19 protein-coding genes are annotated in these 24,147 nt (G+C 71.5%); 7 read left to right on the forward strand and 12 right to left on the reverse strand.

Features of this window, described 5'->3' with window-relative positions:
* Window positions 1–28: 28 nt before the first annotated feature.
* Window positions 29–2,527 carry a tetratricopeptide repeat protein gene (locus tag ACWD3E_RS14470; protein WP_451387865.1) on the reverse strand — a complete coding sequence of 833 codons (2,499 nt, stop codon included), beginning with the start codon at window positions 2,525–2,527 and terminating at the stop codon, window positions 29–31.
* Between the two features lie 128 nt (window positions 2,528–2,655).
* On the opposite strand from ACWD3E_RS14470, the gene ACWD3E_RS14475 reads away from it, so the two are divergent.
* Both ACWD3E_RS14475 and ACWD3E_RS14480 read left to right on the forward strand, forming a co-directional pair.
* Window positions 2,656–3,117, forward strand: a complete 462-nt coding sequence (locus ACWD3E_RS14475; protein ID WP_451387866.1) for a prevent-host-death family protein — start codon at window positions 2,656–2,658, stop codon at window positions 3,115–3,117.
* Window positions 3,118–3,535: 418 nt separating this feature from the next.
* Window positions 3,536–4,063 carry a DUF2165 domain-containing protein gene (locus ACWD3E_RS14480; protein ID WP_451387867.1) on the forward strand — a complete coding sequence of 176 codons (528 nt, stop codon included), beginning with the start codon at window positions 3,536–3,538 and terminating at the stop codon, window positions 4,061–4,063.
* Here ACWD3E_RS14480 and ACWD3E_RS14485 read toward each other — a convergent pair.
* The 3 genes from ACWD3E_RS14485 to ACWD3E_RS14495 all read right to left on the reverse strand — a co-directional run bounded on the left by ACWD3E_RS14485 (window position 4,056) and on the right by ACWD3E_RS14495 (window position 8,205).
* A complete protein-coding gene (locus ACWD3E_RS14485; protein ID WP_451387868.1) occupies window positions 4,056–4,622 on the reverse strand; it encodes a hypothetical protein in 567 nt (188 codons plus the stop codon). The genes ACWD3E_RS14480 and ACWD3E_RS14485 overlap by 8 nt on opposite strands.
* Before the next feature lie 84 nt (window positions 4,623–4,706).
* Window positions 4,707–7,292 (reverse strand): bifunctional FO biosynthesis protein CofGH, encoded by a 2,586-nt coding sequence (locus ACWD3E_RS14490; RefSeq protein ID WP_451387869.1) that lies wholly within the window; start codon window positions 7,290–7,292, stop codon window positions 4,707–4,709.
* Window positions 7,293–7,359: 67 nt separating this feature from the next.
* The gene (locus ACWD3E_RS14495) at window positions 7,360–8,205 is read right to left on the reverse strand and encodes an LLM class F420-dependent oxidoreductase (protein WP_451387870.1); all 846 of its coding nucleotides are present in this window, start codon (window positions 8,203–8,205) and stop codon (window positions 7,360–7,362) included.
* 43 nt (window positions 8,206–8,248) lie between these two features.
* Between ACWD3E_RS14495 and ACWD3E_RS14500 the strand changes: the two genes are divergently transcribed.
* Window positions 8,249–9,634 carry a CehA/McbA family metallohydrolase gene (locus ACWD3E_RS14500; RefSeq protein WP_451387871.1) on the forward strand — a complete coding sequence of 462 codons (1,386 nt, stop codon included), beginning with the start codon at window positions 8,249–8,251 and terminating at the stop codon, window positions 9,632–9,634.
* On the opposite strand, the gene ACWD3E_RS14505 is transcribed toward ACWD3E_RS14500, so the two are convergent.
* On the reverse strand, window positions 9,627–10,139 hold the full coding sequence (locus ACWD3E_RS14505; RefSeq protein ID WP_451387872.1) for a PadR family transcriptional regulator: 513 nt from the start codon (window positions 10,137–10,139) through the stop codon (window positions 9,627–9,629). The two genes, ACWD3E_RS14500 and ACWD3E_RS14505, sit on opposite strands and share 8 nt — an antisense overlap.
* Window positions 10,140–10,257: 118 nt before the next feature.
* Here ACWD3E_RS14505 and ACWD3E_RS14510 point away from each other — a divergent pair, with 118 nt between their 5' ends.
* Together ACWD3E_RS14510 and ACWD3E_RS14515 are read left to right on the forward strand one after the other, a co-directional pair.
* Complete coding sequence (locus ACWD3E_RS14510; protein WP_451387873.1) at window positions 10,258–10,827, forward strand: hypothetical protein; 570 nt, start codon at window positions 10,258–10,260, stop codon at window positions 10,825–10,827.
* On the forward strand, window positions 10,824–12,152 hold the full coding sequence (locus ACWD3E_RS14515) for a carotenoid oxygenase family protein (RefSeq protein ID WP_451387874.1): 1,329 nt from the start codon (window positions 10,824–10,826) through the stop codon (window positions 12,150–12,152). Before ACWD3E_RS14510 ends, ACWD3E_RS14515 begins: the two co-directional genes overlap by 4 nt.
* Before the next feature lie 218 nt (window positions 12,153–12,370).
* Here the strand turns inward: ACWD3E_RS14515 and ACWD3E_RS14520 are convergent, their stop codons facing one another.
* A complete protein-coding gene (locus tag ACWD3E_RS14520; protein WP_451387875.1) occupies window positions 12,371–12,841 on the reverse strand; it encodes a protease inhibitor I42 family protein in 471 nt (156 codons plus the stop codon).
* Between the two features lie 114 nt (window positions 12,842–12,955).
* On the opposite strand from ACWD3E_RS14520, the gene ACWD3E_RS14525 reads away from it, so the two are divergent.
* On the forward strand, window positions 12,956–13,351 hold the full coding sequence (locus ACWD3E_RS14525; RefSeq protein ID WP_451350685.1) for a nitroreductase/quinone reductase family protein: 396 nt from the start codon (window positions 12,956–12,958) through the stop codon (window positions 13,349–13,351).
* Between the two features lie 36 nt (window positions 13,352–13,387).
* Here the strand turns inward: ACWD3E_RS14525 and ACWD3E_RS14530 are convergent, their stop codons facing one another.
* The 6 genes from ACWD3E_RS14530 to ACWD3E_RS14555 form a co-directional block, all read right to left on the reverse strand.
* On the reverse strand, window positions 13,388–14,842 hold the full coding sequence (locus tag ACWD3E_RS14530; RefSeq protein ID WP_451387876.1) for an aldehyde dehydrogenase family protein: 1,455 nt from the start codon (window positions 14,840–14,842) through the stop codon (window positions 13,388–13,390).
* Window positions 14,839–16,569, reverse strand: coding sequence for an N-acyl-D-amino-acid deacylase family protein (locus ACWD3E_RS14535; RefSeq protein ID WP_451387877.1), 1,731 nt, complete (start codon window positions 16,567–16,569; stop codon window positions 14,839–14,841). The genes ACWD3E_RS14530 and ACWD3E_RS14535 overlap by 4 nt, the downstream gene beginning before the upstream one ends.
* Window positions 16,570–16,593: 24 nt before the next feature.
* On the reverse strand, window positions 16,594–17,712 hold the full coding sequence (locus ACWD3E_RS14540) for an LLM class flavin-dependent oxidoreductase (RefSeq protein WP_451387878.1): 1,119 nt from the start codon (window positions 17,710–17,712) through the stop codon (window positions 16,594–16,596).
* Between the two features lie 94 nt (window positions 17,713–17,806).
* The gene (locus tag ACWD3E_RS14545; protein WP_451387879.1) at window positions 17,807–18,577 is read right to left on the reverse strand and encodes an SDR family NAD(P)-dependent oxidoreductase; all 771 of its coding nucleotides are present in this window, start codon (window positions 18,575–18,577) and stop codon (window positions 17,807–17,809) included.
* A 19-nt stretch (window positions 18,578–18,596) separates the two neighbouring features.
* Entirely contained in the window at window positions 18,597–19,514 is a 918-nt protein-coding gene (locus tag ACWD3E_RS14550) for an LLM class F420-dependent oxidoreductase (RefSeq protein ID WP_451388148.1), read from the reverse strand.
* A gap of 5 nt (window positions 19,515–19,519) precedes the next feature.
* Window positions 19,520–20,791, reverse strand: coding sequence for an amidohydrolase family protein (locus ACWD3E_RS14555; RefSeq protein ID WP_451387880.1), 1,272 nt, complete (start codon window positions 20,789–20,791; stop codon window positions 19,520–19,522).
* Window positions 20,792–20,990: 199 nt separating this feature from the next.
* Between ACWD3E_RS14555 and ACWD3E_RS14560 the strand changes: the two genes are divergently transcribed.
* Complete coding sequence (locus tag ACWD3E_RS14560; RefSeq protein ID WP_451387881.1) at window positions 20,991–23,957, forward strand: AfsR/SARP family transcriptional regulator; 2,967 nt, start codon at window positions 20,991–20,993, stop codon at window positions 23,955–23,957.
* Window positions 23,958–24,147 lie beyond the last annotated feature (190 nt).

The raw sequence follows: 24,147 nt of genomic DNA on the forward strand, positions 1-24,147 counted from the left end.
GGTGACCAGCTGACTCAACTGGCACCGCTCATGATCGAGGGACATCGCCCAGTGCCTCCAGCGCCCTGCTGTGCCACGTGAGAATCCATTCGTCGTTCGGTGACAGGGTCTTCGCCGTTTCCAGCGCGGCCAGGGCGGCGTCGTGGGAGCCCAGCTCGAGGAGGACGATTCCCCGTCGGCACTGTGCCCAGGGGTAGTCCGGCTTGAGCTGGACGGCGCGGTCGAGGTCGGCCAGCGCCTCCGTGTGACGGCCGAGGTTGAACCGGGACACCCCCCGGCTCGCGTACGCCGACGCGTACTCGGGGTCGAGGGCGAGCGCGCGGTCGTAGTCGGCGAGGGCCTCCTCGTCGCGGCCGGCCACGCGGAGCGCGTCGCCGCGTTCGCAGCGGCCCCAGGCCCAGTCCGGATGGAGGGCGAGGGCACGGTCGAGGTCGGCGAGCCGACGGGCGGGCTCACCGCGGGCGCGCCATACGCGGGCCCGGCGGGCGAGCGCCCACGCGTAGTCCGGGTTGAGTTCCAGGGCGTGGTTCAGGTCGTCGAGGGCCCTGTCGAGTTCGCCGCGGGCGAGGCAGGTGGCGCCTCGGGAGGCCCAGGCGAAGTCGCTGGTCGGGTCGAGCCGGATCGCCTCGTCCAGGTGCTGGATCGCCTCGTCCTGGTTGCGCAGCATGCGGTGGTACTCGCCGCGCACCGCGTGGCTCCAGGGGTCGTCCGGGGCGAGCGCCACGGCCTGTTCGATGTCCGCGAGTGCGGACTCGTAGTCGCCCAGTTCGCCGTGGGTCAGCGCCCGGCCACGATAGATCCCGGCCAGCTCGGGGTCCAGCGCGATGGCCCGCTCGAACGCGGCGAGCGCCTCGTCGTACGCCCCGCCGCGCCGCAGTGCGTTGCCCCGTGCCACGTGGGCGAGCGCCCGTTCCGGGTCATCCAGCGCCGCCCGGTGCAGCAGCCGGGCGAGTGCGGCGGCCACTCCGCCGTTCTCCAGGGCCTGCGTCAGGTCGGTTCCCCAGCGGGCCACCGACCCCAGGTCGGCATCCTCGCCCGCGTCCACGAGGGCCCGCGCCCACCGCTGGGCCGTGGCGTCACCGGCGACGCAGGCGTGGACGAACTCCCGCAGCGCCGAAGGCAACGCGTCCCGGTCCCCCGCGCACAGCCGGTGGTACGACTCGGCCAGCCGAAGCTCCCGCCATTCCTCCTCCGCCCACAACTCCTCGGTGTCCCGGGCCCCTTCGAGTTCACTCCGCCACTGCCCGAACACCCCCGCCAGCCGCCGCTGCACCTCGCCCCAGCCCCGGGGGGAGCGTGCCCGCTGGAGCCGCAGCATCGGGGCCCGTACGACATCGTGGTACCGCACACCGTCACCGCGCCCGTCGACGAACGGCAGCCGCCTCAACCACCCGTAGAGTGCGTCGAGTTCCGTCTCGTCGCACTCCACCACGGCCCGGAACACGTCCACGTCGAGCCGCCGGGGCAGCGCACAGGCCAGCGCCACGCCCCGCCGCACCGGATCCCGCTCCCACTTCAGGAACCGCTCCACGGCGTCCGCGCTCGGATCCCCCACGTCGTCCGGATCGGCGGGCCGCGCCTCCGCGAGGGTGGAGACGAGCACCGGCAGCCCGCCGGTCAGCCGCAGGACCTCCTCGACGACCGACTCGTCTTGGACCCCCCGGTCCGCGAGCAGTCCCCGGGCCTCCGCCTCCGTGAAAGGCCCCAGCGGCAGGTCCGTCATGAAGTCCGCGAAGCCGCCCCAGCGGGCGGTGTCGAAGGGCCGCTGGCCGGCCGTGACCACGACGACATTGGCGGGCAGCGCCCCGTGCCGGTCGGTCGTCATCAGCTCGTGCAGCCAGCTGTCGGCGAACGGCCCCGTCCTTTCGTACGTGTCGAAGAACAGGACGACCCACGGCACGGAGGCCGCCACGGCGGCCAGCTCGTCGAGCAGTCTGGGGGTCAGCTCCCGCTCGGGCGACAGCACCAGCTGCACGTCCTCCTGGCTGCCGAACCGGGCACTGAGGCCTCGCCGCAACCTGTCGGCGTACTGGGCCAGTTGCGCCGCGTCGACCGCACCCACGAAGGGACCGGCTCCCGGGAGCAGACCAAGGCCGGCCAGCCCCGCCCGTACGGCCGTCGCAGTCACCGCCGAGGGACTCTCCGGCTCCGAATCCGACTCCGGCTCCAGCCCGGCCAGCACCACCTCGGCCTCGTGCCGCCGTTGCCGGTACATGCCCAACGCTTTGTCGAGCTTCTTGAACTCCCGGCCCTGCCGCAGGAATTCGCGACTGATAGCCGCCATCGCCTCCGGCACACTCCCCACGCCCTCGTCGACGTACGCCGTCAGCGCCCCCCGCTCCCGCGCGACCTGCTCCAACTCGCGCACCAGGAACGTCTTTCCGACACCGGCGTTGCCGTGGACGTGGAAGAGGAAGCGGTGGCGTTCATCCTCGGGCGGGAGATCCAGGTTCTCCCGGAACGCCGCCCGTTCGTCACGACGGCCGACGAAGCCGGCCCGCCTCCGCCGCCCGATCAGCTCCTGCATCGATGGCCTTGCCTGCGCCATCCGCCCCACCCCCATAGCCGGTCCGTCTGAAGTCTGGCAGAGGCTTGAGCACCCGGACAGCCACCGATCGATTGACTTCGGAATACGTTCCGAAGTACCGTCGAACCATGTCCACTCCCACGGTCGCCTTCTCCGAGCTGTCGAAGAATTCGAAGCGTGTCGCCGAGACGCTCGACCGGGCTCAGCGTGTGCACATCACGCGTCGGGACGGCGAGGACCTCTACCTGACGACGGCACGCCATGACCAGCAGCGCGAGGAGACGGCGGACATCACGGCCCGCCTTCTCGCCGCCCTCGTCCGCAGCGACGCCGGTGAGCGGGCAATAGTGCGCGCACTGCCCTCGGTCTTCCCATGGGTCCGTCATTTGTCGGCCGACGAGCAGAAGCAGTTCGTGGCCGAGCTCATCGACGCCACGTACGACGCGGCCCAGTTGGACGTCCACGGCAATCTCCACCGAGTCGTCGTGGAGTGGCGGGCGACAGCACGTATCCTCGCCGACCCCGAACTCACCAGACAGCTCACCCGACGGCTGCCGGACGAGGATCACGGCGAGGTGACCGCGCCGTGAGCCCAAAGCGCGGCGACGACGTCGCCCCACCTCCGGTGGGCGAGGAATGGCGCCTCCGATTCGCAACGAACGAGGCAGCGAAAGGATGGGGTGAGCTGGGCGCAGAGGCGCCGGGGAACACACGGCGCTGCTTCGAGGCACTGCGCCGTGCCCCTCTGTCCCACGCAGATCCAGACCGTCAGCACCGGCTGCGCGGCCGTCTGGCCACGGGGCATCTCGGCGGCCAGGAGTATTCCAATGGGAGTACGAGGTGACGGCAGGCGGTCGCGTGCGGTACCTCGTCGACGAGGCACGCCGTACCGTCCATCTCGTGTACGCGGCTACCCGCCATCCCAAGGACACCGAGTAACTCCAGCCAGCCGCGATCTGGCGCAATGCAAACGGGAATTGGCGGCTCCTGCCAGGGGAGAATCCCGCCATGACCACCACCCCCACACGCACCACTGTCACCTCCACACGTCAGAGCGGCCTCCGTCTCGCCGCCGGTGTGCTCACGGGCATCCTCGCCCTCTACATCACCCTCGTCGCACTCGGGAACATCACCGACTTCGGCACCAACCAGCAGTTCGTACGGCATGTGCTCGCCATGGACACCACGTTCAAGGACGACGACCTGATGTGGCGGGCGATCACCAGTAAGGGACTTCAGGACACCGCGTACGTCGCGATCATCGTGTGGGAGTCGGTGGCTGCCCTGGTCCTGATCTGGGGGACGTATCTCTGGGCGCGGCGGGACAGCGACCAGGCCCGGCGCTGGTCCACCTACGGGCTGCTGATGCTGCTCCTGCTCTTCGGCGCCGGGTTCATCGCCATCGGCGGTGAGTGGTTCTCGATGTGGCAGTCGAAGACCTGGAACGGGCTGGACGCGGCGACCCGGGTGTTCCTGCTCAGCGGGGTCGCGTTGATCGTCAACCAGCTGCCCACCCGGCAGGGCGACGCTATTTGACGACCGTCACCCTCGTGCCCTGATCGCCGAAGGCCCACAGGGCGGCGCCGTCCTCCTTGTGCATACGGATGCCGCCCAGCTTCTTCCCGTTCGTGGGCGGCGGCGAGGCGCCGTCGAGGGCGTTGGAGAAGGCTATGTTCACGCCCGACGCCTTGGTGAAGTACACGATGTGCTCGATCTGGACCCCGTCCGAGCCCTTGAGGGACTGGGTGCGCAGGGTGACCGAGTAGCGGCCGGGCTGCGGTCCCACCGTGCCCGGCCACACCGTGAACGTCCGGCTCGCGTTGCCGGTCGCGTCCACCAGCCACACCCGCTTCTCGCCGAGCGAGTACACGATCCGGCGGCCCGTGCCCGACCCGTCCGGCAGCGCAGGCGTCGCCGACGGCCCCGGCTTGGCGGGCCCGTGCGCACCCGCAGACGCCGACGGTCGGGACTTCACGGACTTAGAGGCCGTGGGATGCGGCCCGTGGTCCGCCTGTACGGCCAGGGCGATGACGGCGGCGGTCGCTCCGACCGTCAGTCCGGAGACCCAGGCCCACGAGGGCAGTCGGGCAGCCACGGGTACGCATCTCCTCCGCTACGGGTCCCCCGTCTCAGCACCGGGGTCGGATCATCGTACTCAGTCCCCGCTCGGTCCAGACCCTCAGTCCAGGACCGGCAGCAGCTCCGGCAGGTGTCCGTCGGAGGCCTCCGCCGCCCGCTGCCGCTCCTCGGAGACCTCGCCGTACAGGGTCGTACGCGGCTTCGCCGGGCGGCCGGCCGCCTCCGCGACCGCCACCAGGTCACGGACCGACTTGTACGAGCCGTAGGACGAGCCCGCCATGCGGGAGATCGTTTCCTCCATGAGGGTTCCGCCCAGGTCGTTCGCGCCCGAGCGGAGCATCTCCGCCGCACCCTCCGCGCCCAGTTTGACCCAACTTGTCTGGATGTTCGGGATCCAGGGGTGGAGGAGGAGGCGGGCCATCGCCGTGACCGCCCGGTTGTCCCTCGTCGTCGGGCCCGGGCGGGAGATGCCCGCCAGGTACACCGGCGCGTTCGTGTGGATGAAGGGGAGGGTCACGAACTCCGTGAAGCCGCCCGTCTCCCGCTGGATGCGCGCCAGCGTGCGCAGGTGGCCCAGCCAGTGGCGGGGCTGGTCGACATGGCCGTACATCATCGTGGAGGACGAGCGGATGCCCAGCTCATGGGCCGTCGTGACCACCTCGATCCAGGTGGCCGTGGGCAGCTTGCCCTTGGTCAGGACCCAGCGGACCTCGTCGTCGAGGATCTCCGCCGCCGTGCCGGGGATCGTGTCGAGGCCGGCCTCCTTCGCGGCCGTCAGCCACTCGCGGATCGACATGCCGGTGCGGGTCGCGCCGTTCACCACCTCCATGGGCGAGAACGCGTGGACGTGCATCCCGGGCACCCGCCCCTTCACCGCCTTGGCGATGTCGAAATACGCCGTCCCGGGCAGGTCCGGGTGGATGCCGCCCTGCATGCACACCTCGACCGCGCCCACGTCCCAGGCCTGCTGGGCCCGGTCCGCGACCTGCTCCAGCGACAGCGTGTACGCGTCCGCGTCCGTCCGGCGCTGCGCGAAGGCGCAGAAGCGGCAGCCGGTGTAGCAGACGTTCGTGAAGTTGATGTTGCGGGTGACGATGTACGTCACGTCGTCGCCCACCACCGACCGGCGCACGTCGTCCGCCACCTGGCACAGGGCGTCCAGCGCCGGGCCGTCCGCGTGCAGCAGGGCGAGGGCCTCGGCGTCCGTCAGGCGGGTCGGGTCGTCGGCCGCCGTGCGCAGGGCCTGGCGTACGTCCGTGTCGATGCGCTCCGGTGCCATGCCGGGGGCCGCCGCCTCGCGCAGCGCCTCCCAGTCGCCGTAGACCTCGTCGAAGTCGTCGCGGCGGTCGGCGGTGCGGCCCTCGGTGTCGATCGTGCGGTGCAGGTCCGTACGGCCGGACGGGGTGAACGCCTCCTCCGGCTCCTGCCACGGGTGGCCCTCGACCACCGCGTCCGGGAGGGCCAGGCCCGTCTCCGGGTCGGCCAGCGCGCTCACGTGCGGGCGCAGCCGCGGGTCCAGCCAGGGCTCGCCGCGGCGGACGAACTCCGGGTAGACGCAGAGACGTTCACGCAGCTCGAAGCCCGCCGCCGCCGACTTCTGCGCCAGCTCCTCGATCTGCGGCCAGGGGCGCTCGGGGTTGACGTGGTCGATGGTCAGCGGGGAGACCCCGCCCCAGTCGTCGATGCCGGCGCCGATCAGCCGCTCGTACTCGCTGTCGACCAGGTTCGGCGGGGCCTGGAGACAGGCGGACGGGCCCATGATGTGCCGGGCGACGGCCACCGTGGCGACCAGGTCGTCCAGTTCGGCGTCCGGCATGCCGCGCATCGCCGTGTCCGGCTTGGCGCGGAAGTTCTGGATGATCAGCTCCTGGATGCCGTGGTAGGCCCGCGAGACCTTGCGGAGCGCGAAGAGGGACTCCGCGCGCTCCTCGTACGTCTCGCCGATGCCGATCAGCAGGCCGGAGGTGAAGGGGACCGAGGAGCGGCCCGCGTCCTCCAGGACGCGCAGGCGTACGGCCGGTTCCTTGTCCGGGGAGCCGTAGTGCGGGCCGCCGGGCTCGGACCAGAGCCGGGTGGCGGTGGTCTCCAGCATCATGCCCATCGACGGGGCGACGGGCTTGAGCCGCTGGAAGTCCGTCCAGCTCATGACGCCGGGGTTGAGGTGGGGCAGGAGGCCCGTCTCCTCCAGGATGCGGATGGAGACGGCGCGGACGTAGGCGATCGTGTCGTCGTAGCCGTGCGCGTCGAGCCACTCGCGCGCCTCCGGCCAGCGGTCCTCGGGCTTGTCGCCGAGGGTGATCAGGGCTTCCTTGCAGCCGAGCGCGGCGCCCTTGCGGGCGATGTCCAGCACCTCGTCCGGGGACATGAACATCCCGTGGCCCGCCCGGCGCAGCTTGCCGGGGACGGTGACGAACGTGCAGTAGTGGCACTTGTCCCGGCACAGCCGGGTCAGGGGGATGAAGACGCTCTTCGAGTACGTGATGACACCGGGGCGGCCCGCCTCTTCGAGACCCGCGTCCCGTACCCGGGCGGCCGACGCGGCGAGGTCGGTGAGGGCCTCGCCGCGGGCCTGGAGAAGTACCGCTGTCTCGGCGACGTCGAGGGCGACGCCGTCCCGGGCGCGTTTGAGGGCGCGACGCATGGAGTTCTCGGTGGGGCCGGTTCCGGAGGTCGCGGAAGTCGTCATCCTTCGAGGATACGTTCGCGATGATCAGGGTTGAGGAGCCGGAGGACGGCCGGTCGAGGATGAGGAGTCAGAGCATGCCCGCGTACTCGTCCAGCGCCCGCAGCACCTCCCTCTCCCCCTCCGGCGGCAGCTGGACCACGACCTCCTCGATGCCCAACTCGGCGTAGTGCGCGAGCTTGCCGGGGGTGGGGTGGACGGCGTACGGCACGCACTGGAGGGCGGCCGGGTCTCGGCCGGCGTCCGCCCACACCGAGCGCAGTACGGGCAGCGACTCGGTCAGCCCGCGTCCGCCGATCGGCAGCCAGCCGTCGGCGTACTCGGCGATGTGCGCGAACAGCCCGGGCCCGGCGGAGCCGCCGACCAGGATGCGCGGGCCGACGACCCCTCCGCGCGGCTTGCGCACCGGCTTGGGGAACGCGAAGCTCGGCCGTACGCTCCCGAACCGGCCCTCGTAGCCGGTCGGTTCCTCGGACCACAGCGCCCGCATCAGGCCCATCCGGTCGCGGACCAGCTCCCTTCGGGTGCGCCACTCCACGCCGTGGTCGGCGGCCTCCTCGGCGTTCCAGCCGAAGCCGACGCCGAGGGTGAGGCGACCGCCGGAGAGGTGGTCGAGGGTCGCGGCCTGCTTGGCGAGGTCGATCGGGTCGTGCTGGGCCACGAGTGTGATCCCGGTACCGAGGCCCAGCCGCTCGGTCACGGCCGCCGCCTGTCCGAGCACGATGAACGGGTCGAGGGTACGGCCGTACTCGCGCGGCAACTCGCCGCCGGCCGGGTACGGGGTGCTCCGCTCCACGGGGATGTGGGTGTGTTCGGGCAGGTACAGCCCCGCGAAGCCGCGCGATTCCAGTTCCTGGGCGAGCCGGGTGGGGGTGACGGTCTCGTCGGTGAGGAAGATTGTGACGGCGATACGCATGGGCTATCTGTACCCGCCCCTTTTCGGTACCTACCTTGGAGGTGTGACGACCTTGCGCGGCACTCTCGCTCCAGGTTCACCGGACTATGTCTACGTACCCGTGGAAGTACCACCAGGCATCACCGAGTTGCGGGTCTCGTACAGCTACGACAAGCCCGCCGTACCGCCCGGCACCCCCGGCAACGCCCTCGACATCGGGCTCTTCGACGAGCGCGGCGTCGAAGCGGGGTTCAGGGGCTGGTCGGGGAGCGCCCGGACCGAGTTCTTCGTGCGGGCCGACGATGCGACGCCCGGCTATCTGCCCGGCCCGCTCACCCCCGGCACCTGGCACATCGCGCTCGGCCCCTACACCGTCGCCCCGCAGGGCCTGTCGTACGAACTGACCGTCACGCTCACCGAAGGGGAGCCCGGCGAGACCCCCCGCCCGGTGTATCCGCCCGCGCGGGCGGCGGGCCGGGGGCGGGACTGGTACCGGGGGGACTGCCATCTGCACTCCTGGCACTCCGACGGTCGCCGCACCCCGGCCGAGATCGCCGCGCTGGCCCGTGCGGCCGGGCTGGACTTCATCAACAGCTCGGAGCACAACACGACGTCCTCGCACGCCCATTGGGCCGACGTGGCGGGCGAGGACCTGCTCGTCCTGCTCGGCGAGGAGGTCACAACGCGCAACGGCCATGCGCTGGCCCTCGGGACCGACCCCGGGACCTTCGTCGACTGGCGCTACCGCGCCCGGGACGGCCGCTGGGGCCACTTCGCGCGGGAGATCCGCCGCGCCGGGGGCCTGGTCGTACCGGCGCATCCGTACGGCGCGTGCGTCGGGTGCGCCTGGAAGTTCGGGTTCGCGGAGGCGGACGTCGTCGAGGTGTGGAACGGGCCGTACACGCCCGACGACGAGCTGGCCCTGGCCGCGTGGGACGCGGGGCTCGCCGCCTCCGCGCGCGGGCAGCGGGCATGGCTGCCGGCCATGGGCAACAGCGACGCCCACCGCGACCCGGACCAGGTCGGCCTGCCCCAGACGGTCGTCCTCGCCGAGGATCTGACCCGGGAGGCGATCCAGGACGGCCTGCGCGCCGGCCGCTCCTACGTGGCCGAGTCGCAGTACGTGCGGCTGGACTTCGGCGTGACCGCGGAGACCGGCCAACAGGCGGGAATCGGCGAACGGTTGGCGGTGCCGGACGACGGCACCCCGGTGACCGTCCGCCTGGAGGTCTCCGGCGCCCCTCGCTGCATGGTCCGCTTCGTGACGGACCAGGGGGTGCTGTTCACGAGCGGCCCGCTGCCGGTGTCGGGCGCGGGCGTGGTCGAGTGGCACACGACCCCCTCCTACGCCGCCTACGTACGGGCGGAGTTGAGGCACGAAACGGCGGCCGGGCCGGTGCCGGGGGCGCTGGCCGCGTTCACGAATCCCGTGTTCCTCGGGGCTACTTGATCTGCTTCGCCGCCCACTCGGCCCATTCCTGTCGCATCGCGTTGAAGCGCAGGCCGTATTCGAGGGCGATCCGGCCGTAGACGGAGAGGTTGTCGTCGTCCCAGTCGATGGAGTCGGCGAGCTGCCGCAGCTGCTCGTACCCCTCCCGGGACATCTCGGTCAGCTCGGTCAGATAGTCGCGCGCCTGTTCGGGCCGCAGCACACCGAGGAAGAAGACGCGCAGCAGGATGTCGCTGCGGGCGTTGCGCTGGGGCTTGGTCTCGGTCAGCCAGTGGCGCAGCTCGCTCATGCCCTCGTCGGTGAGGGCATACTCCTTGCGCCCGCGCGGCCCCTCGGCGGTCACCGCGATCAGCCCGGAGCCCGCCAGCCTGGTCAGCTCGGTGTAGATCTGGCTCTGGGTGGCGGGCCAGACGTTGGCCAGCGAGGTCTCGAACGTCTTCAGCAGGTCGTAGCCGCTGGCGGGACGCTCGGAGAGCAGGCCCAGCAGTGCATGTCTGAGGCTCATGCCCTCACTCTACATTCCAGGATTGACATGTCACGAGTCGACCTTCTACTTTTGACATGTCGAGAGAGGAACTCGGCGCACACCAGGACCAGCCACACCCAGACCAACGGGGGACCCCATGTCGTACCTGCGCTCGTTCTTGCCGTGGATCGTCTTCGCCGTCATCCCCTCGGGGGACTGGCAATGGGGCGCGCTCGCCGCCCTGGCGCTGTCACTGGGGATCATCGCCCAGGAAAAGAAGTCCGGCACCGGTTTTGACGCGCTCATCATCGAGTCCGGCTCGGCGGTCTTCTTCGCGGCCCTCGCCGCCATCGCCTTCGCCGACCCGCACTCGGGCGTGCACGACTACTCCGCGGCCCTCTCCTCGGGCACTCTCGCCGTCATCGCCGGTGTCTCGCTGGCCATCGGCCGGCCGTTCACCCTGGGCATCGCCAAGCGGACCACACCCCGCGAGTACTGGGGCCTGAAGCCGTTCATCCGGACCAACGTGATCATCACCGCCGTCTGGACCGCCGGCTTCGCCGTGACCGCCGGCGTGCTCGCCCTGCTGGACCACGCCGGGCACGCCCACTCGACGCCCGCGACCCTGGTCCAGATCGCCGGCTTCGTCGCGCCGATGCTCTTCACCACCCGCTACGTCGCCCACGTCCAGGCGAAGGCTCAGGCCGCCGGGCAGGCGACCCGATGACCACCGCGCCGAAGCACCTCTTGGGCAACTACGCGCCGGTCGCCGAGGAACTCACCGCGTACGACCTGCCCGTGACCGGCACCCTCCCGCCCGAGCTGTCCGGCTGGTACCTGCGCAACGGCCCGAACCCCGCCGACGCCGCCTCCGGCCACTGGTTCTTCGGTGACGGCATGGTCCACGGCGTCCGCCTGGAGGGCGGACGTGCCGTCTCCTACCGCAACCGCTGGGTGCGCACCACACAGTTCACCGAGCGGACGCCGATGTACGACGCCCAGGGCCGCCGGGACCTCACGGCCGGCCCGGCCAACACCCACGTCGTCCGGCACGCCGGCCGCACCCTCGCCCTGGTCGAGACCGCCCTGCCCTACGAGCTGACCTGCGACCTCGACACCACGGGCGCGTACGACTTCGACGGCCGGCTGCGGACCGCGATGACCGCCCACCCGAAGACCTGCCCGGCCACCGGCGAACTGCACTTCTTCGGGTACGGCATGGTGGAGCCCACCCGCCTGACCTACCACCGCGCCGACGCCAAGGGCGAGTTGACGGTCAGCAGGCCGATCGAGGTGCCCGGCCCGACCATGCTGCACGACTTCGCCCTCACCGCCGGGCACGTCGTCTTCATGGACCTGCCGGTCGTCTTCGACGTCGAACTCGCCCTGTCCGGCGGAACCATGCCCTACAGCTGGGACGCCGGATACGGCGCCCGGCTCGGCGTGCTGCGCCGCGACGACCCCTACGGCGAGGTCCGCTGGTTCCCCATCGACCCCTGCTACGTCTTCCACACCCTCAACGCCCACGACGCGCCCGACGGCACGCTCGTCCTGCACGTGATGCGCTACCCCGAGATGTGGCGGCGCGACCCGGACGGCAGCACCCGGCCGCAGCAGGCCGTGCTGTGGAAGTGGACCGTCGACCCGGTCCGCGGCACGGTCCGCGAGGAGCAGGTCGACGACCGCCCGGGCGAGTTCCCGCGCGTGGACGACCGGCTCACCGGACTCGACTCCGGCCACGGGCACATCACCTGCGGCACCTCGCTGGTCCGCTACGACCTGGCCACCGGCTCCGCGGCCACGCACGACTTCGGCCCCGGCCGCACTCCCGGGGAGGCGGCGTTCGCCCCCGCCGACCGGACTCCGGGCGGCCCGGGCTGGCTGCTGACGTACGTGCACGACGCCGCCACCGACCGCAGCGACCTGGTCGTCCTGGACGCCGGCGATCTCGCCGCACCCCCGGTCGCCACCGTCCACCTCCCGGCCCGGGTGCCGTTCGGCTTCCACGGCAACTGGCTCGCCGACCTGGAGGGCTGGGCCGACAGGGCCTAGGTCCTGTCGTCAAATTCCCGTCGTCCGCCCGAAGGACGGGCCCCGCGGCGGCGATGGGGGTGCCCCCGCGCGAGCGTGTTCGAGCGTGGGGGAGGAGTCACGTGGGCGCTCCGGCAACGCGGCTGGGGCTCCCCCCACGCCCTTGAGGCAGTGGGGGAGTGCGTGCCAGGCGTCGCGGGGCAGGCGGGAATTTGCCGACAGGGCCTAGGGGGTGCGGGTCAGCGGACGGTGACGGTGTAGAGGTAGTAGGCGGGGGTGCCGTCCGGGCTGCCGGTGGCCGTGGGGACGGGGCTCGTCGAGGGGGCGGGCCGGGTGGGGTCGGCGCACCGGCCCATCGCGCAGTGCAGCAGCTTCACCGTCGTCGTGCCCTTCTTGACCGCGGTGAAGTCGAAGTACGCCGTGCCGTCACCGCCGCCGGCGACGCCCTCGGGGCTGCCGTGGATGTCCTCCCGCATGCCGCGGTACTCGATGACGCCCGCGTCGGGCCGCGGGGAGGCCAGATACCAGTGCTCGCCCATGAAGGGCCTGGCCGGGACCTTGAGGGTGAACCTGGCACCGGCGTCGACCGCGACGGTGCGCTGCTGGACGCCGTACTCGTGCTGCCCCGCACCGCCGAAGCCGCAGCCGGTCAGGGCGAGCGGGAGGAGAGCCCAAACCGCTGAGTGGCGGGCCGATTTCGGTATGCGCACGGTCAGTCCTGTTGCGAACGGTCTTGATCGCCGGGAGGCTAGCACGCGCCCGCATCACCGCTCATGGCTGACCGAAACCGCTCACGGCGGACCGAGACCAGGAGAACCCCGGACATGCCCAGCACCCCCGGCCTGAAGCAGCGCATCGTGACCCGCTTCCAGCGCCACGTCGCCAACCCGCTGAACCGGCGCCTGCCCTTCCAGGTCCTCCTGGAGACCACCGGCCGGAAGTCCGGCCGGCCCCGGCAGACACCGGTGGGCGGGCGCCGGGTCGGCGACTCCTTCTGGCTCGTCTCGGAGTACGGCTACAAGTCCCAGTACGTCCGCAACATCCAGGCCGACCCGTCCGTGCGCGTCCGCATCGCCGGCCGCTGGCACCACGGCACCGCCCATCTCCTCCCCGACGACGACCCCATGGCCCGCCTGCGCACCCTGCCCCGCCTCAACAGCGCGGCGGTCTGGGCGCTGGGCGCGGACCTGCTGACGGTGCGCGTGGACCTCACGGACTGAGCGAACTGAGCCGACTGAGCGGCTTGAGCCCGCCGGTCACCCGGGCCACACGATCGCCTGCACCTCGCTGTAGGCGTGCAGGGCGTAGGAGCCCACGTCCCGGCCGACGCCGCTCTTCTTGAAGCCGCCGAAGGGGGCCTCCATGTTGCGGCCGACCGTGTTGACGCCGACGCCTCCGGCCCGCAGGCGGCGCGCCACCCGGAAGGCCCTGGCCACGTCGCCGGACCAGACGTAGTCGATGAGCCCGTAATCGGAGTCGTTGGCGAGGGCCACTCCCTCGTCCTCGTCCTCGAAGGGGATCACCGCGACCACCGGCCCGAAGATCTCCTCCCGGGCCACCCGCATGTCGTTTGTGCAGTCGGCGAGGAGGGTCGGACAGACGTAGAACCCCCGCTCCAGCGGAGGGCGTTCGCCCCCCGCGACCACCGTCGCGCCCTCCTTGCGGCCCAGTTCGACGTACGACTCCACCCGGGCCCGGTGCTCCGCCGAGATCACCGGGCCCACGACGGTGTCCGGTTCGCGCGGATCTCCTACCTTCAACCGGCTTGCGTAGGCGGCCAGTTCCGAGACCACGCGGTCGTACACGCCCCGCTGGGCCAGCACCCGGGTCGGGGCCGTACAGATCTGGCCGCTGTAGAAGGAGAAGGTGGTGCCGATCCCGGCCACGGCCGAGGCGAGGTCCGCGTCGTCGAGGACGACCGCCGCCCCCTTCCCGCCCAGCTCCATCAACTGGCGTTTCATGTCCCGCCCGCACACCTCGGCGATGCGCCGCCCGACGGCCGTGGAGCCGGTGAAGCTCACCATGTCGACGTCGTCGGACTCCACCGCCGCCTCGCCCACGGCCACGTCCCGCCCCGAGACGACGTTCACCACCCCCGGCGGCACCCCGGCCGCCTCCAGCGCCTCCGCCATCCGGTACACCGACAAGGGGTCCTGCGGGGCCGGTTTCACCACCACCGTGTTGCCCATCGCCAGCGCCGGGGCGACCTTGCCGGCCGGGTTGGCCCACGGGTTGTTGTAGGAGGTGATGCAGGTGACGACCCCGACCGGCTGCCGCACGGCCAGCGCGCCCATCACGCCCGCCCTGCTCATCGGCCCGGCCTCGTTGATCTGCGGGGCGATCGGCCACTCGGACGGCTCGACCGTGGCGTAGCGGCGGAAGCGTGCCGCGGCCACGCCGACCTGCATCGCGCGGGCCGTACCGGTCGTCGCCCCGGTCTCCGCCCGGGCCAGCTCGGCGTACGGCACCAGGTGGTCGCGGATGATCTGTGCCGCCCGGCCCAGCACCGCCGCCCGCTCCTCCGGCCGCTTCCGCGACCACGCCCCGAACGCCTCCCGGGCCGCCGCACACGCCTCCCGCACCTGCTCCGGCGAGGCCTCCGGCGCCAGGCCGACGGTGTCCTCGGTCGCCGGGTCGAAGACCGGGTAGTACCCGGAGGCCGGCTCCACCCACTCCCCGCCGATGAACAGCCGCTGCTGCTCGTCGCTCATCGCGTGCTCACCGTCTCCGTGTCCCGCCCGGACCGCAGCACCTTCCCCGGTACGGCACCGCGCACCACGTCGTCCCGGATCGCCTCGACCCCGTTGACCCACACGGCCCGCACCCCGAGCGCCCTGGAGTCCAGCCGGGGGCTGTCGCCCGGCAGATCGTGCACCAGGGTGGCCGGTCCCGCGTCGATCCGCTCGGGGTCGAAGAGGACCAGGTCGGCATGCCAGCCTTCCCTGATCCGCCCCCGCTCCCGCAGCCCGAAGAGCCGCGCCGGATCGTCGGTCAGCATCTTGACCGCCTGTTCGAGCCCGACCAGCTTCCGGCCGCGCAGACAGTCCCCGAGGAACCGGGTGGTGTACGGCGCCCCGCACATCCGGTCCAGGTGTGCGCCCGCGTCGGAGCCGCCGAGCAGGACGTCCTCGTGCTGCCAGGTCTCGGCGCGCAGGGCCCAGGAGGCGGGGTCGTTGTCGCTCGGCATCGGCCACAGCACCGTACGCAGGTCGTCGGCCGCGCAGATCTCGACCAGGCACGCGAAGGGGTCCAGCCCCCGCTCCTCGGCGATGTCGCGCACCACCCGCCCGGTCAGCCCCCGGTTGGCCTCGCTGTAGGTGTCCCCGATGACGTACCGCCCGAAGTCGGCCAGCCGCCGGAAGACGCCGGCCTCCTTCGACCGGGCGCGCCGCAGCAGCTCCGCCCGCACCTCCGGGTCGCTCAGCCGGGCGATCCTCTCCGGCACGGGCAGGCCCAGGACCGGCCCCCACCCCGGGATCAGGTTCAGCGCGCAGAAGGTGCCCAGGGACATGTTCATCGGCGTGAGGATCGGCATGGTCAGGGCGACGACCCTGCCGCCCGCCTTCCGCGCCCGCTCGCTCGCGACCAGTTGCCGGGGCACGCGCTCGGGGACGGCCGCGTCGATGGTCAGGACGTTCCAGTTCAAGGGGCGTCCGGCCGCCGCGCTCAGCTCCACGAACAGATCGATCTCGGCGTCGCTGAACTGGTCCAGGCAGCCCGCGACGATCGCCTCCAGCTGGGTGCCCTCGTGCTCGCCGACGGCCTTCGCCAGCGCCAGCAGCTCCGCCGGCCGGGCGTGCCGGGAGGCCACGGGCTGCCCGTCCCCGTCCGAGTGCGTACTGGACTGGGTGGTGGACAGCCCCCAGGCCCCGGCGTCCATCGCCTCGTGCAACAGCCGTACCATCTCGGCCAGTTGCGCCTCGCTGGGCTGCCCGCCGACCGCCTCCGACCCCATCGCGTACCGCCGCAGCGCGCAGTGCCCCACCATGAAGCCCGCGTTGACGGCGATCCGCCCCTCCAGGGCGTCCAGATACTCCCCGAAGCCGTGCCAGCTCCAGGGCGCCCCCTCCTCCAGCGCGACCAGCGACATGCCCTCGACCTTGGACATCATGCGGCGCGTGTAGTCGGCGTCCTCGGGCCGTTCGGGGTGCAGCGGGGCGAGCGTGAACCCGCAGTTCCCGGCGGCGACGGTCGTCACCCCGTGGTTGAGGGAGGGGGTGGCGTACGGGTCCCAGAAGAGCTGGGCGTCGTAGTGGGTGTGGGGGTCGACGAAGCCCGGGGCGAGGACGAGGCCGGTCGCGTCCTCGCTGGTCCGGGCCTCGTCCGTGACCTTGCCGAGAGCGGCGATACGGCCGTCCCGTATGCCGATGTCGGCGGTGTACGCGGGCGCCCCTGTGCCGTCCACGACGGTGGCGCCCTTGATGAGGTGATCGAGCATGGGGGCTCCCTTCTGCCGTGCCGCTTACGCGGCGGCCCGGAACCGGGACGTGCGGTGCACAGGATCCGTGTCGATCTTCGGAATCACGTGCTCCCCGATCAGCCGGATCGTCCGCAGCGTCTCCTCCTTCGGCACCCCCACCGGCAGCCCGAAGCTCAGCTGATCGGCCCCGGCCTGCTCCCACCGCTTGCACTGCCGCAGCACCTCGTCCGGGTCCCCGCAGATCAGCAGCTCTTCCTCGATGAGGAGTTCGACGAACTCGGGGGTGTACTCGGGCAGCGTCTCCGGCCACACCGGGAAGCCCTCGGGCCGGGGGAAGGTGTCGTGGTACCGGAACACCAGCGAGGGCAGGTAGTGCAGCCCGCCGTTCACGGCGATCTCGATCGCCTCCGCGTGCGTCGGCGCGCAGATCGCGGTCGTCGTCACCATCACGTTGTCGTTGACGAAGTCCCCGATCGGCTCGGCGTTCACGATCGCCGTCTTGTACTGCTCCAGCACCCACTCCATGTCGGAGACCTTCTGGATGCTGAAGCCGAGCACGCCGAGCCCCTTCCTCGCCGCCATGGCGTACGACGGGGGCGACCCGGCCGCGTACCACATCGCCGGGTGCGACCTGCCGTACGGCTTCGGCAGGATCTTCCTCGGCGGGAGCTGCCAGTGCTTGCCCTGGAAGCCCACGTACTCGTCCTGGAGCCACATCTTCGGGAACTCGGCGATGGTCTCTTCCCAGATCTCCTTGGTGTAGTTCATGTCGGTGATGCCGGGCAGGAAGCCGAGGATCTCGTGGCTGCCGGCGCCCCGTCCGCTGCCGAACTCGAAGCGCCCCTCGCTGAGGTGGTCGAGCATGGCAACCTTCTCGGCCACCTTCACCGGGTGGTTGACCTGGGCGAGCGGGTTGAAGATCCCGGAGCCGAGGTGGATGCGCTCGGTCGCGTGCGCCAGGTACCCCAGGAAGACGTCGTTGGCGGACAGGTGGGAGTACTCCTCCAGGAAGTGGTGCTCGGAGGCCCAGGCGTACTTGAACCCGGACTTGTCCGCCTGGATGACGTACTCGGTCTCCTCCATCAGCGCCTTGTGCTCGGCGAGCGGGTCGGTCTCGGCGCGCTTGCCCACGTATCCCTGTACAAAGAGCCCGAATTCCACGGCGGTTCACCTTCCCCGGTTCAGGTACTCACGAGTGCTACGAACTTTCTGACGTTGCGTCAGATCCGTCAATAGGTGACGACCCGTCAGATCCTCAGATCACACTGACCCCCGCCAGCCAGCCACCGTCGATCACGAAGGGCTGTCCGGTGATGTACGAGGAGTCGTCCGAGGTGAGAAAGAGGGCGAGCCGGGCCACCTCCTCCGGCTGCCCGACGCGGCCGAGCGGCACGAGTTTGCGGTACAGCTCGTCCAGGGCCCGGCTCATCTCCTCCGGATCGGCGTCAGGGTCCAGCCGGGCCGGGTTGGACATGGCGGTGTCGATGGCGCCCGGGCAGATGGCGTTCACCCGGATCCGCCGGCCCGCCAGCTCCAGCGCGGCCACCCGGGTCAGCCCCAGCACGGCGTGCTTGGTGGCGGCGTACGTGCCCACGGCGGCCATCCCGGTGAGCGCGGTGTAGGAGGCGGTGTTGACGATGGTGCCGCCGTCGGCCAGCTCCGGCGCCACGGTCTTCATGCCCAGGAAGCAGCCGACCTGGTTGACCTGCACGACCTGCATGAACTCGTCCAGCGGGGTGTCCACGAGGGAGTTGAAGCGCAGGATGCCCGCGTTGTTGACCAGCCCGTCGATGCGCCCGTACGCCTGCTTGACGGTGCCGACGGCCTCCCGCCACCCCTCCTCCGTACCGACGTCGAGGTGGACGTACAACGTCCCTATCTCCTTGGCCAGCTCCTCCCCCAGGTCGTCCAGCACATCGGCGACGACCACGCGGGCGCCCTCCTGCCGGAAGAGCCGCGCCTCCTGCTCGCCCTGTCCGCGGGCCGCCCCGGTGATGATGACGACCCGCCCGTCCAGCTTGCCCATGTCTGCTCGCTCCTCTTCCTCAGTCCAGCCGGGGCGCGACCTCCGCCCCGAACGCGGTGATCTGGTCGATGAGTTCGGCCCGGCTCCGGCTGCGGAAGCGGACCTGGATCTGGTGCACGCCCATCGCGCGGTACGCCCGCAGCGACTCGGCGAGCTGCTCCGGCGCGCCGGTGAGGGTGCGCCGCCCGACGTCCCAGCCGGCCCGGCCGACGTACAGCGGCTCGGTGATGGCGCCGACGGTGAAGGGGGCCTCGATGCCGGCCTCCGCACGCATGCGCCGGAGCGTGGCGATCTGCGCGGGCAGGCGCTCGCGCGGATCCCCCTGCGGCAGCCAGCCGTCGCCCTTCAGCGCGGCCCGGCGCACGGCGGCGGGTGAGGAACCGCCGACCCAGAGGGGGATGTGCGCCTGGGCGGGCCGGGGCCGCTGCCCGAGCCCTTCGAAGTCGTAGTACTTGCCGTGGTGTTCGGGAAACTCCTCGGGCCCGAGGGCGGCCCGCAGCGCGTCGACGGCCTCGTCGAGCACGGCCCCGCGCCGCTCGAAGTCGACCCCCAGCGCCTCGAACTCCTCCCGCACATGCCCGGCGCCCACCCCGAGGACCAGCCGCCCGCCGGAGAGGTGATCGAGGGTGGCGTACTGCTTGGCGGTGAGCAGCGGGTGGCGCAGGCCGACCACGGCGACATGGCTGAGCAGCCGGACGCGCTCGGTGACGGCGGCGAGATGGGCGAGTGTGGCGACGGGGTCGTACCAGACCGTGCTCATCGCCGAGGCCAGCCGGCGCGGGATGGCCACGTGGTCGCAGCAGGCGACGTAGTCGAACCCGGCGCGGTCGCAGGCGCGGGCGACCTCGACCAGGTCGGCGGGGGTCCCGACGGCCTCCCAGCCCTCGGTGTAGAGGGTGCTCCCGGACTGGACGGGCAGCTGGATGCCGTACGCCAGGCGGCTCACCGGGACCCCGCTCCCGCCCCCGGCCAGAGCCCGTCCGGCGTCAGCCCCAGCAGCTCGATGGCGTTCCCGCGCACGATCCGCTCGACCACGTCCGGCGCCAGATGCCCCATCTGGGCCTCGCCGACCTGGCGGGATTTGGGCCAGGTGGAGTCGGAGTGCGGGTAGTCGGTCTCGTAGAGGACGTTCCCGACGCCGATGGAGTCGAGGTTCCTCAGCCCGAAGGCGTCGTCGAAGAAGCAGCCGTAGACGTGGTCCGCGAACAGCTCGGACGGCGGCCGGTGCACCTTGTCGGCGACCCCGCCCCACCCGCGGTTCTCCTCCCACACGACGTCCGCGCGCTCGAGGATGTACGGGATCCACCCGATCTGCCCCTCGGCGTACATGATCCGGAGGTTCGGGAAGCGCTCGAACTTGCCGCTCATCAGCCAGTCCACCATCGAGAAGCAGCAGTTGGCGAAGGTGATGGTGGAGCCGACGGCGGGCGGGGCGTCGGCGGAGGTGGAGGGCATACGGCTGCTGGAGCCGATGTGCATCGCGACGACCGTGCCGGTCTCGTCGCAGGCGGCGAGGAAGGGGTCCCAGTCGTCGGTGTGGACGGACGGCAGTCCGAGGTGCGGGGGTATCTCGGAGAAGGCGACGGCCCGCACCCCGCGCGCGGCGTTCCGCCGTACCTCCCGGGCCGCCAGCTCGGCGTCCCAGAGCGGGATGAGGGTGAGGGGTATGAGCCGCCCGCGCGCCTCGGGCCCGCACCACTCCTCCACCATCCAGTCGTTGTAGGCGCGGACGCAGAGCAGGGCGAGCTCCCGGTCCCGGGCCTCGGTGAAGGTCTGGCCGCAGAAGCGGGGGAAGGTGGGGAAACAGAGGGCGGACTGGACGTGGTTGAGGTCCATGTCGGCGAGGCGGGCGGGGACGTCGTACGACCCGGCGCGCATCTGCTCGTAGGTGATGACTTCGAGCTTGATCTCGTCCCTGTCGTACCCGACGGCGGTGTCGAGGCGGGTGAGCGGCCGGCGCAGGTCCTCGTAGACCCACCAGTCGCCGAGGGGACCGTCCGTGCTGCCGGGCTCGCCCATGACGGGCTTGAACCGCCCGCCGAGGAAGGTCATCTCCTTCAGGGGGGCGCGGACGGTCCGCGGCCCCACGTCCAGGTACTTCTTCGGGAGGCGGTCCTGCCAGACGGTGGCCGGTTCGACGGTGTGGTCGTCCACGGAGATGATCTTCGGGAACGGACTTTCCATGGCTTCTCGGCTGTCGCTCTGGGTGTCCATGGCGCTCACGGTAGCGCTGATCTGACGACCCGTCAGCTGTCGTGTCGGCCGCTCATTGGCAACCACGGTGCAAAGACCGTGTGAGGGCCTTGTGGACCGATGCGCGCCCATCTGTGATCGACGTCTCGCACGGCTGACGCAACCGTCCGGAACAAGGCAAACTGGCGGAGTTGTTCGAGTGCCTAAGGGGGGCCAACGCATGGACGGTGGGCCGCGAGTGCCGGAGCAGCGGCGCGCCGACTCCGTGACCATTGCGGAGCCGGCGGCGCTGCGCTTCAGCGTGCTCGGTCCGGTGCGGGCCCGGCGCGGCGAGGAGGCGCTCAGCACGGGCTCCCCCCAGCAGCGCGCCCTGCTGGCCGCCCTGCTGCTGCGCGAGGGCCGTACGGCGACGGCGGCGGAGCTGATCGACGCGCTGTGGGGCACCGAGCCGCCGTCACAGGCGCTGGCGGCACTGCGCACGTACGCCTCCCGCCTGCGGAAGATCCTCGACCCCGGGGTCCTGGTGAGCGAGTCGGGCGGCTACGCGGTGCGCGGCCTGCGCGAGGGCGCCCTCGACCTGGCGGAGGCGCAGGACCTGGCCGCCCAGGCGGAGAAGGCGCGGGGCGCCGGCGACCTGGGCCATGCGCGGTCCGTACTGAACCGGGCCCTGTCCCTGTGGGACGGCGAACCCCTGGCCGGGGTCCCCGGCCCGTACGCGGAGGGGCAGCGGGCCAGGCTGGAGGAGTGGCGCCTGGTGCTGCTGGAGTCCCGCCTGGACATGGACCTCGAGCAGGGCTGCCATGCGGAGGCGGTCTCGGAGCTGACGGCCCTGACGGCGGCGCACCCCCTGCGGGAGCGCCTGCGCGAGCTGCTGATGCTGGCGCTGTACCGCAGCGGACGCCAGGCGGAGGCCCTGGCGGTCTACGCCGACACCCGCCGCCTCCTGGCGGACGAGCTGGGCGTGGACCCGCGCCCGGGCCTGCGCGAACTGCAACAGCGCATCCTCCAGGCGGACCCGGCCCTGGCCGAGCCCTCGGCCCCGGTGGCGGAACCGTCCGTGATCCCGGTCCGCCCGGCCCAGCTCCCCGCGTCCGTCCCGGACTTCACCGGCCGCACGGCCTTCGTGGGCGAACTGAGCGACGTACTGGCCTCGGCGTCGGAGGCCGAGGGCCGGGTGATGGCGGTCTCGGCGCTGGCCGGAATCGGCGGCGTGGGCAAGACGACGCTGGCGGTGCACGTCGCCCACCGGGCCCGCCCGGCCTTCCCGGACGGCCAGCTGTACGTGGACCTCCAGGGCGCGGGCCCCCGCCCGGCGGAACCGGAGACGGTACTCGGCTCGTTCCTGCGCGCCCTGGGCACGGCCGACTCGGCGATCCCGGACTCCCTGGAGGAACGGGCGGCCCTGTACCGGTCCGTGCTGGACGGCCGCCGGGTACTGGTCCTGCTGGACAACGCGAAGGACGCGGCACAGGTACGTCCCCTGCTGCCCGGGACGCCGGGCTGCGCGGCCCTGGTCACGTCCCGGGTCCGCATGCTGGACCTGGCCGGGGCCCACCTGGTGGACCTGGACGTGATGTCCCCCGACGAGGCGCTGTCGCTGTTCACGAAGATCGTCGGCGAGGAACGGGTCACCGCGGAGCGCGAGGCCGCGCTGGACGTGGTGGCAGCATGCGGCTTCCTGCCCCTCGCGATCCGCATCGCAGCCTCCCGTCTGGCGGCGCGCCGCACCTGGACGGTGTCGGTCCTGGCGGCGAAGCTGGCGGACGAGCGGCGTCGGCTGGACGAACTCCAGGCCGGCGACCTGGCGGTCAAGGCCACCTTCGAACTGGGCTACGGCCAGCTGGAGCCCGCGCAGGCGCGGGCGTTCAGGCTGCTGGGCCTGGCGGACGGCCCGGACATGTCGCTGGCTGCTGCGGCGGCGGTCCTGAACCTGCCCCCGGAGGAGACGGAGGACCTCCTGGAGGCCCTCGTCGACACGTCCCTCCTGGAGTCGGCCGCGCCGGGCCGCTACCGCTTCCACGACCTGGTCCGGCTCTACGCGCGTGCTTGCGCGGAGCGGGACGAGCAGCCGCCGAGTGAGCGGGAGGCTGCGATGTCGCGGTTGCTGGACTTCTATCTGGCCACGGCAGCTCAGGTCTACGCGATCGAGCGCCCGGGGGACCGGTTGGTGGATCACCTGGAGGCTGCCGAGTACCCGGGCTTGACCTTCGAGGACCGGCATCGCGCCCAGGACTGGTTGTACTCGGAGGCCATGACCCTGTTGGCGTGTGTACGTCAGTCGACGTCTCCTGACCGCCTTCGGCGAGCTGTGGACCTGTTGTGGGCCGCCATCGACTTGACGGAGTCAGGCGCCAACTCCCGGGAGTACTTGGCAACCGGGTCGTCGATCCGTGACGCCGCGCGCGTTGCGGCCGATCAGCGCACCGAGGCCCGAGCCCTCGTCACCTTGGCCAACGGCCACCATCTGACGGGGCGTTTCGAGCTGGCCGACGAACGAGCCACGGAGGCCTTGCGACTGGCGGATGCCGCGGGAGATCCACTTCCCAGGTGCTGGGCGTCCAACATGCTGGGCATCATCGCGCTCTACCACGGCCGACTCGAAGACGGCGAGAAGCACCTGAGTCGCGCCATCGACAGCTTCCGCGCCTGCGGTGACCGCCCCGGGGAAGCCAGCGCTCTCTGCAACCTCTCGCGCATCCACCTGGCCATGGGACAGACGGCAAGCGCCATTTCACTGGCTGAGCAGGGCACTGACATGTACGACGACATGGGGCATGGGTTCAAGGCGGCCAACGGGCGCTATGCGTTGGGACTCGCGCTCACCCAGTGCGGTCGGTACGAGGAGGCTGCCGAGCGCCTCGGGGAGGCACTGGTGGTGTTCAGGGACAGCCGACAACGCCTGTGGGAAGGCATGTCCCTCTTCCGTCTCGCCGAACTCGACCTCGCGGCCGGCCGCCCGACCGACGCCGCGACCAACGCCGAGACGGCACTGGCTCTGCTTCGTGGCATCGGCGGAGACTGGCGGCGCGGCAACGCGCTCACACTTCTGGGCCGCGCCCTGAGCGGCATCGGCCAGTCCGGCCGCGCTCAGGTCTGCTGGCAGGAGGCACTCGAGATCTTCGAGGCCCTCAACGCCGCAGAGGCGAAGGAGGTTCGCATCCTTCTCGGGTCGCACGCCATTGCCTGAGGCGGCGGAGGGATGCGTTCATCGTTCGTTTATCGCCCCAGGGCACTCTCGTTTCTGTCGATCCGTCGTGTCGGGGGGCAGACGGGTCGTCACGTGGCCGCGCCGTAAGGTGTACCGGCCTAGAACACCCGTCCGGCGGCCCTCGGGGGAGCTGCCGGACGGGCCTTGCAAGACCCATCGCAACGCACTT

The sequence above is a fragment of the Streptomyces sp. NPDC002676 genome (assembly GCF_053592455.1).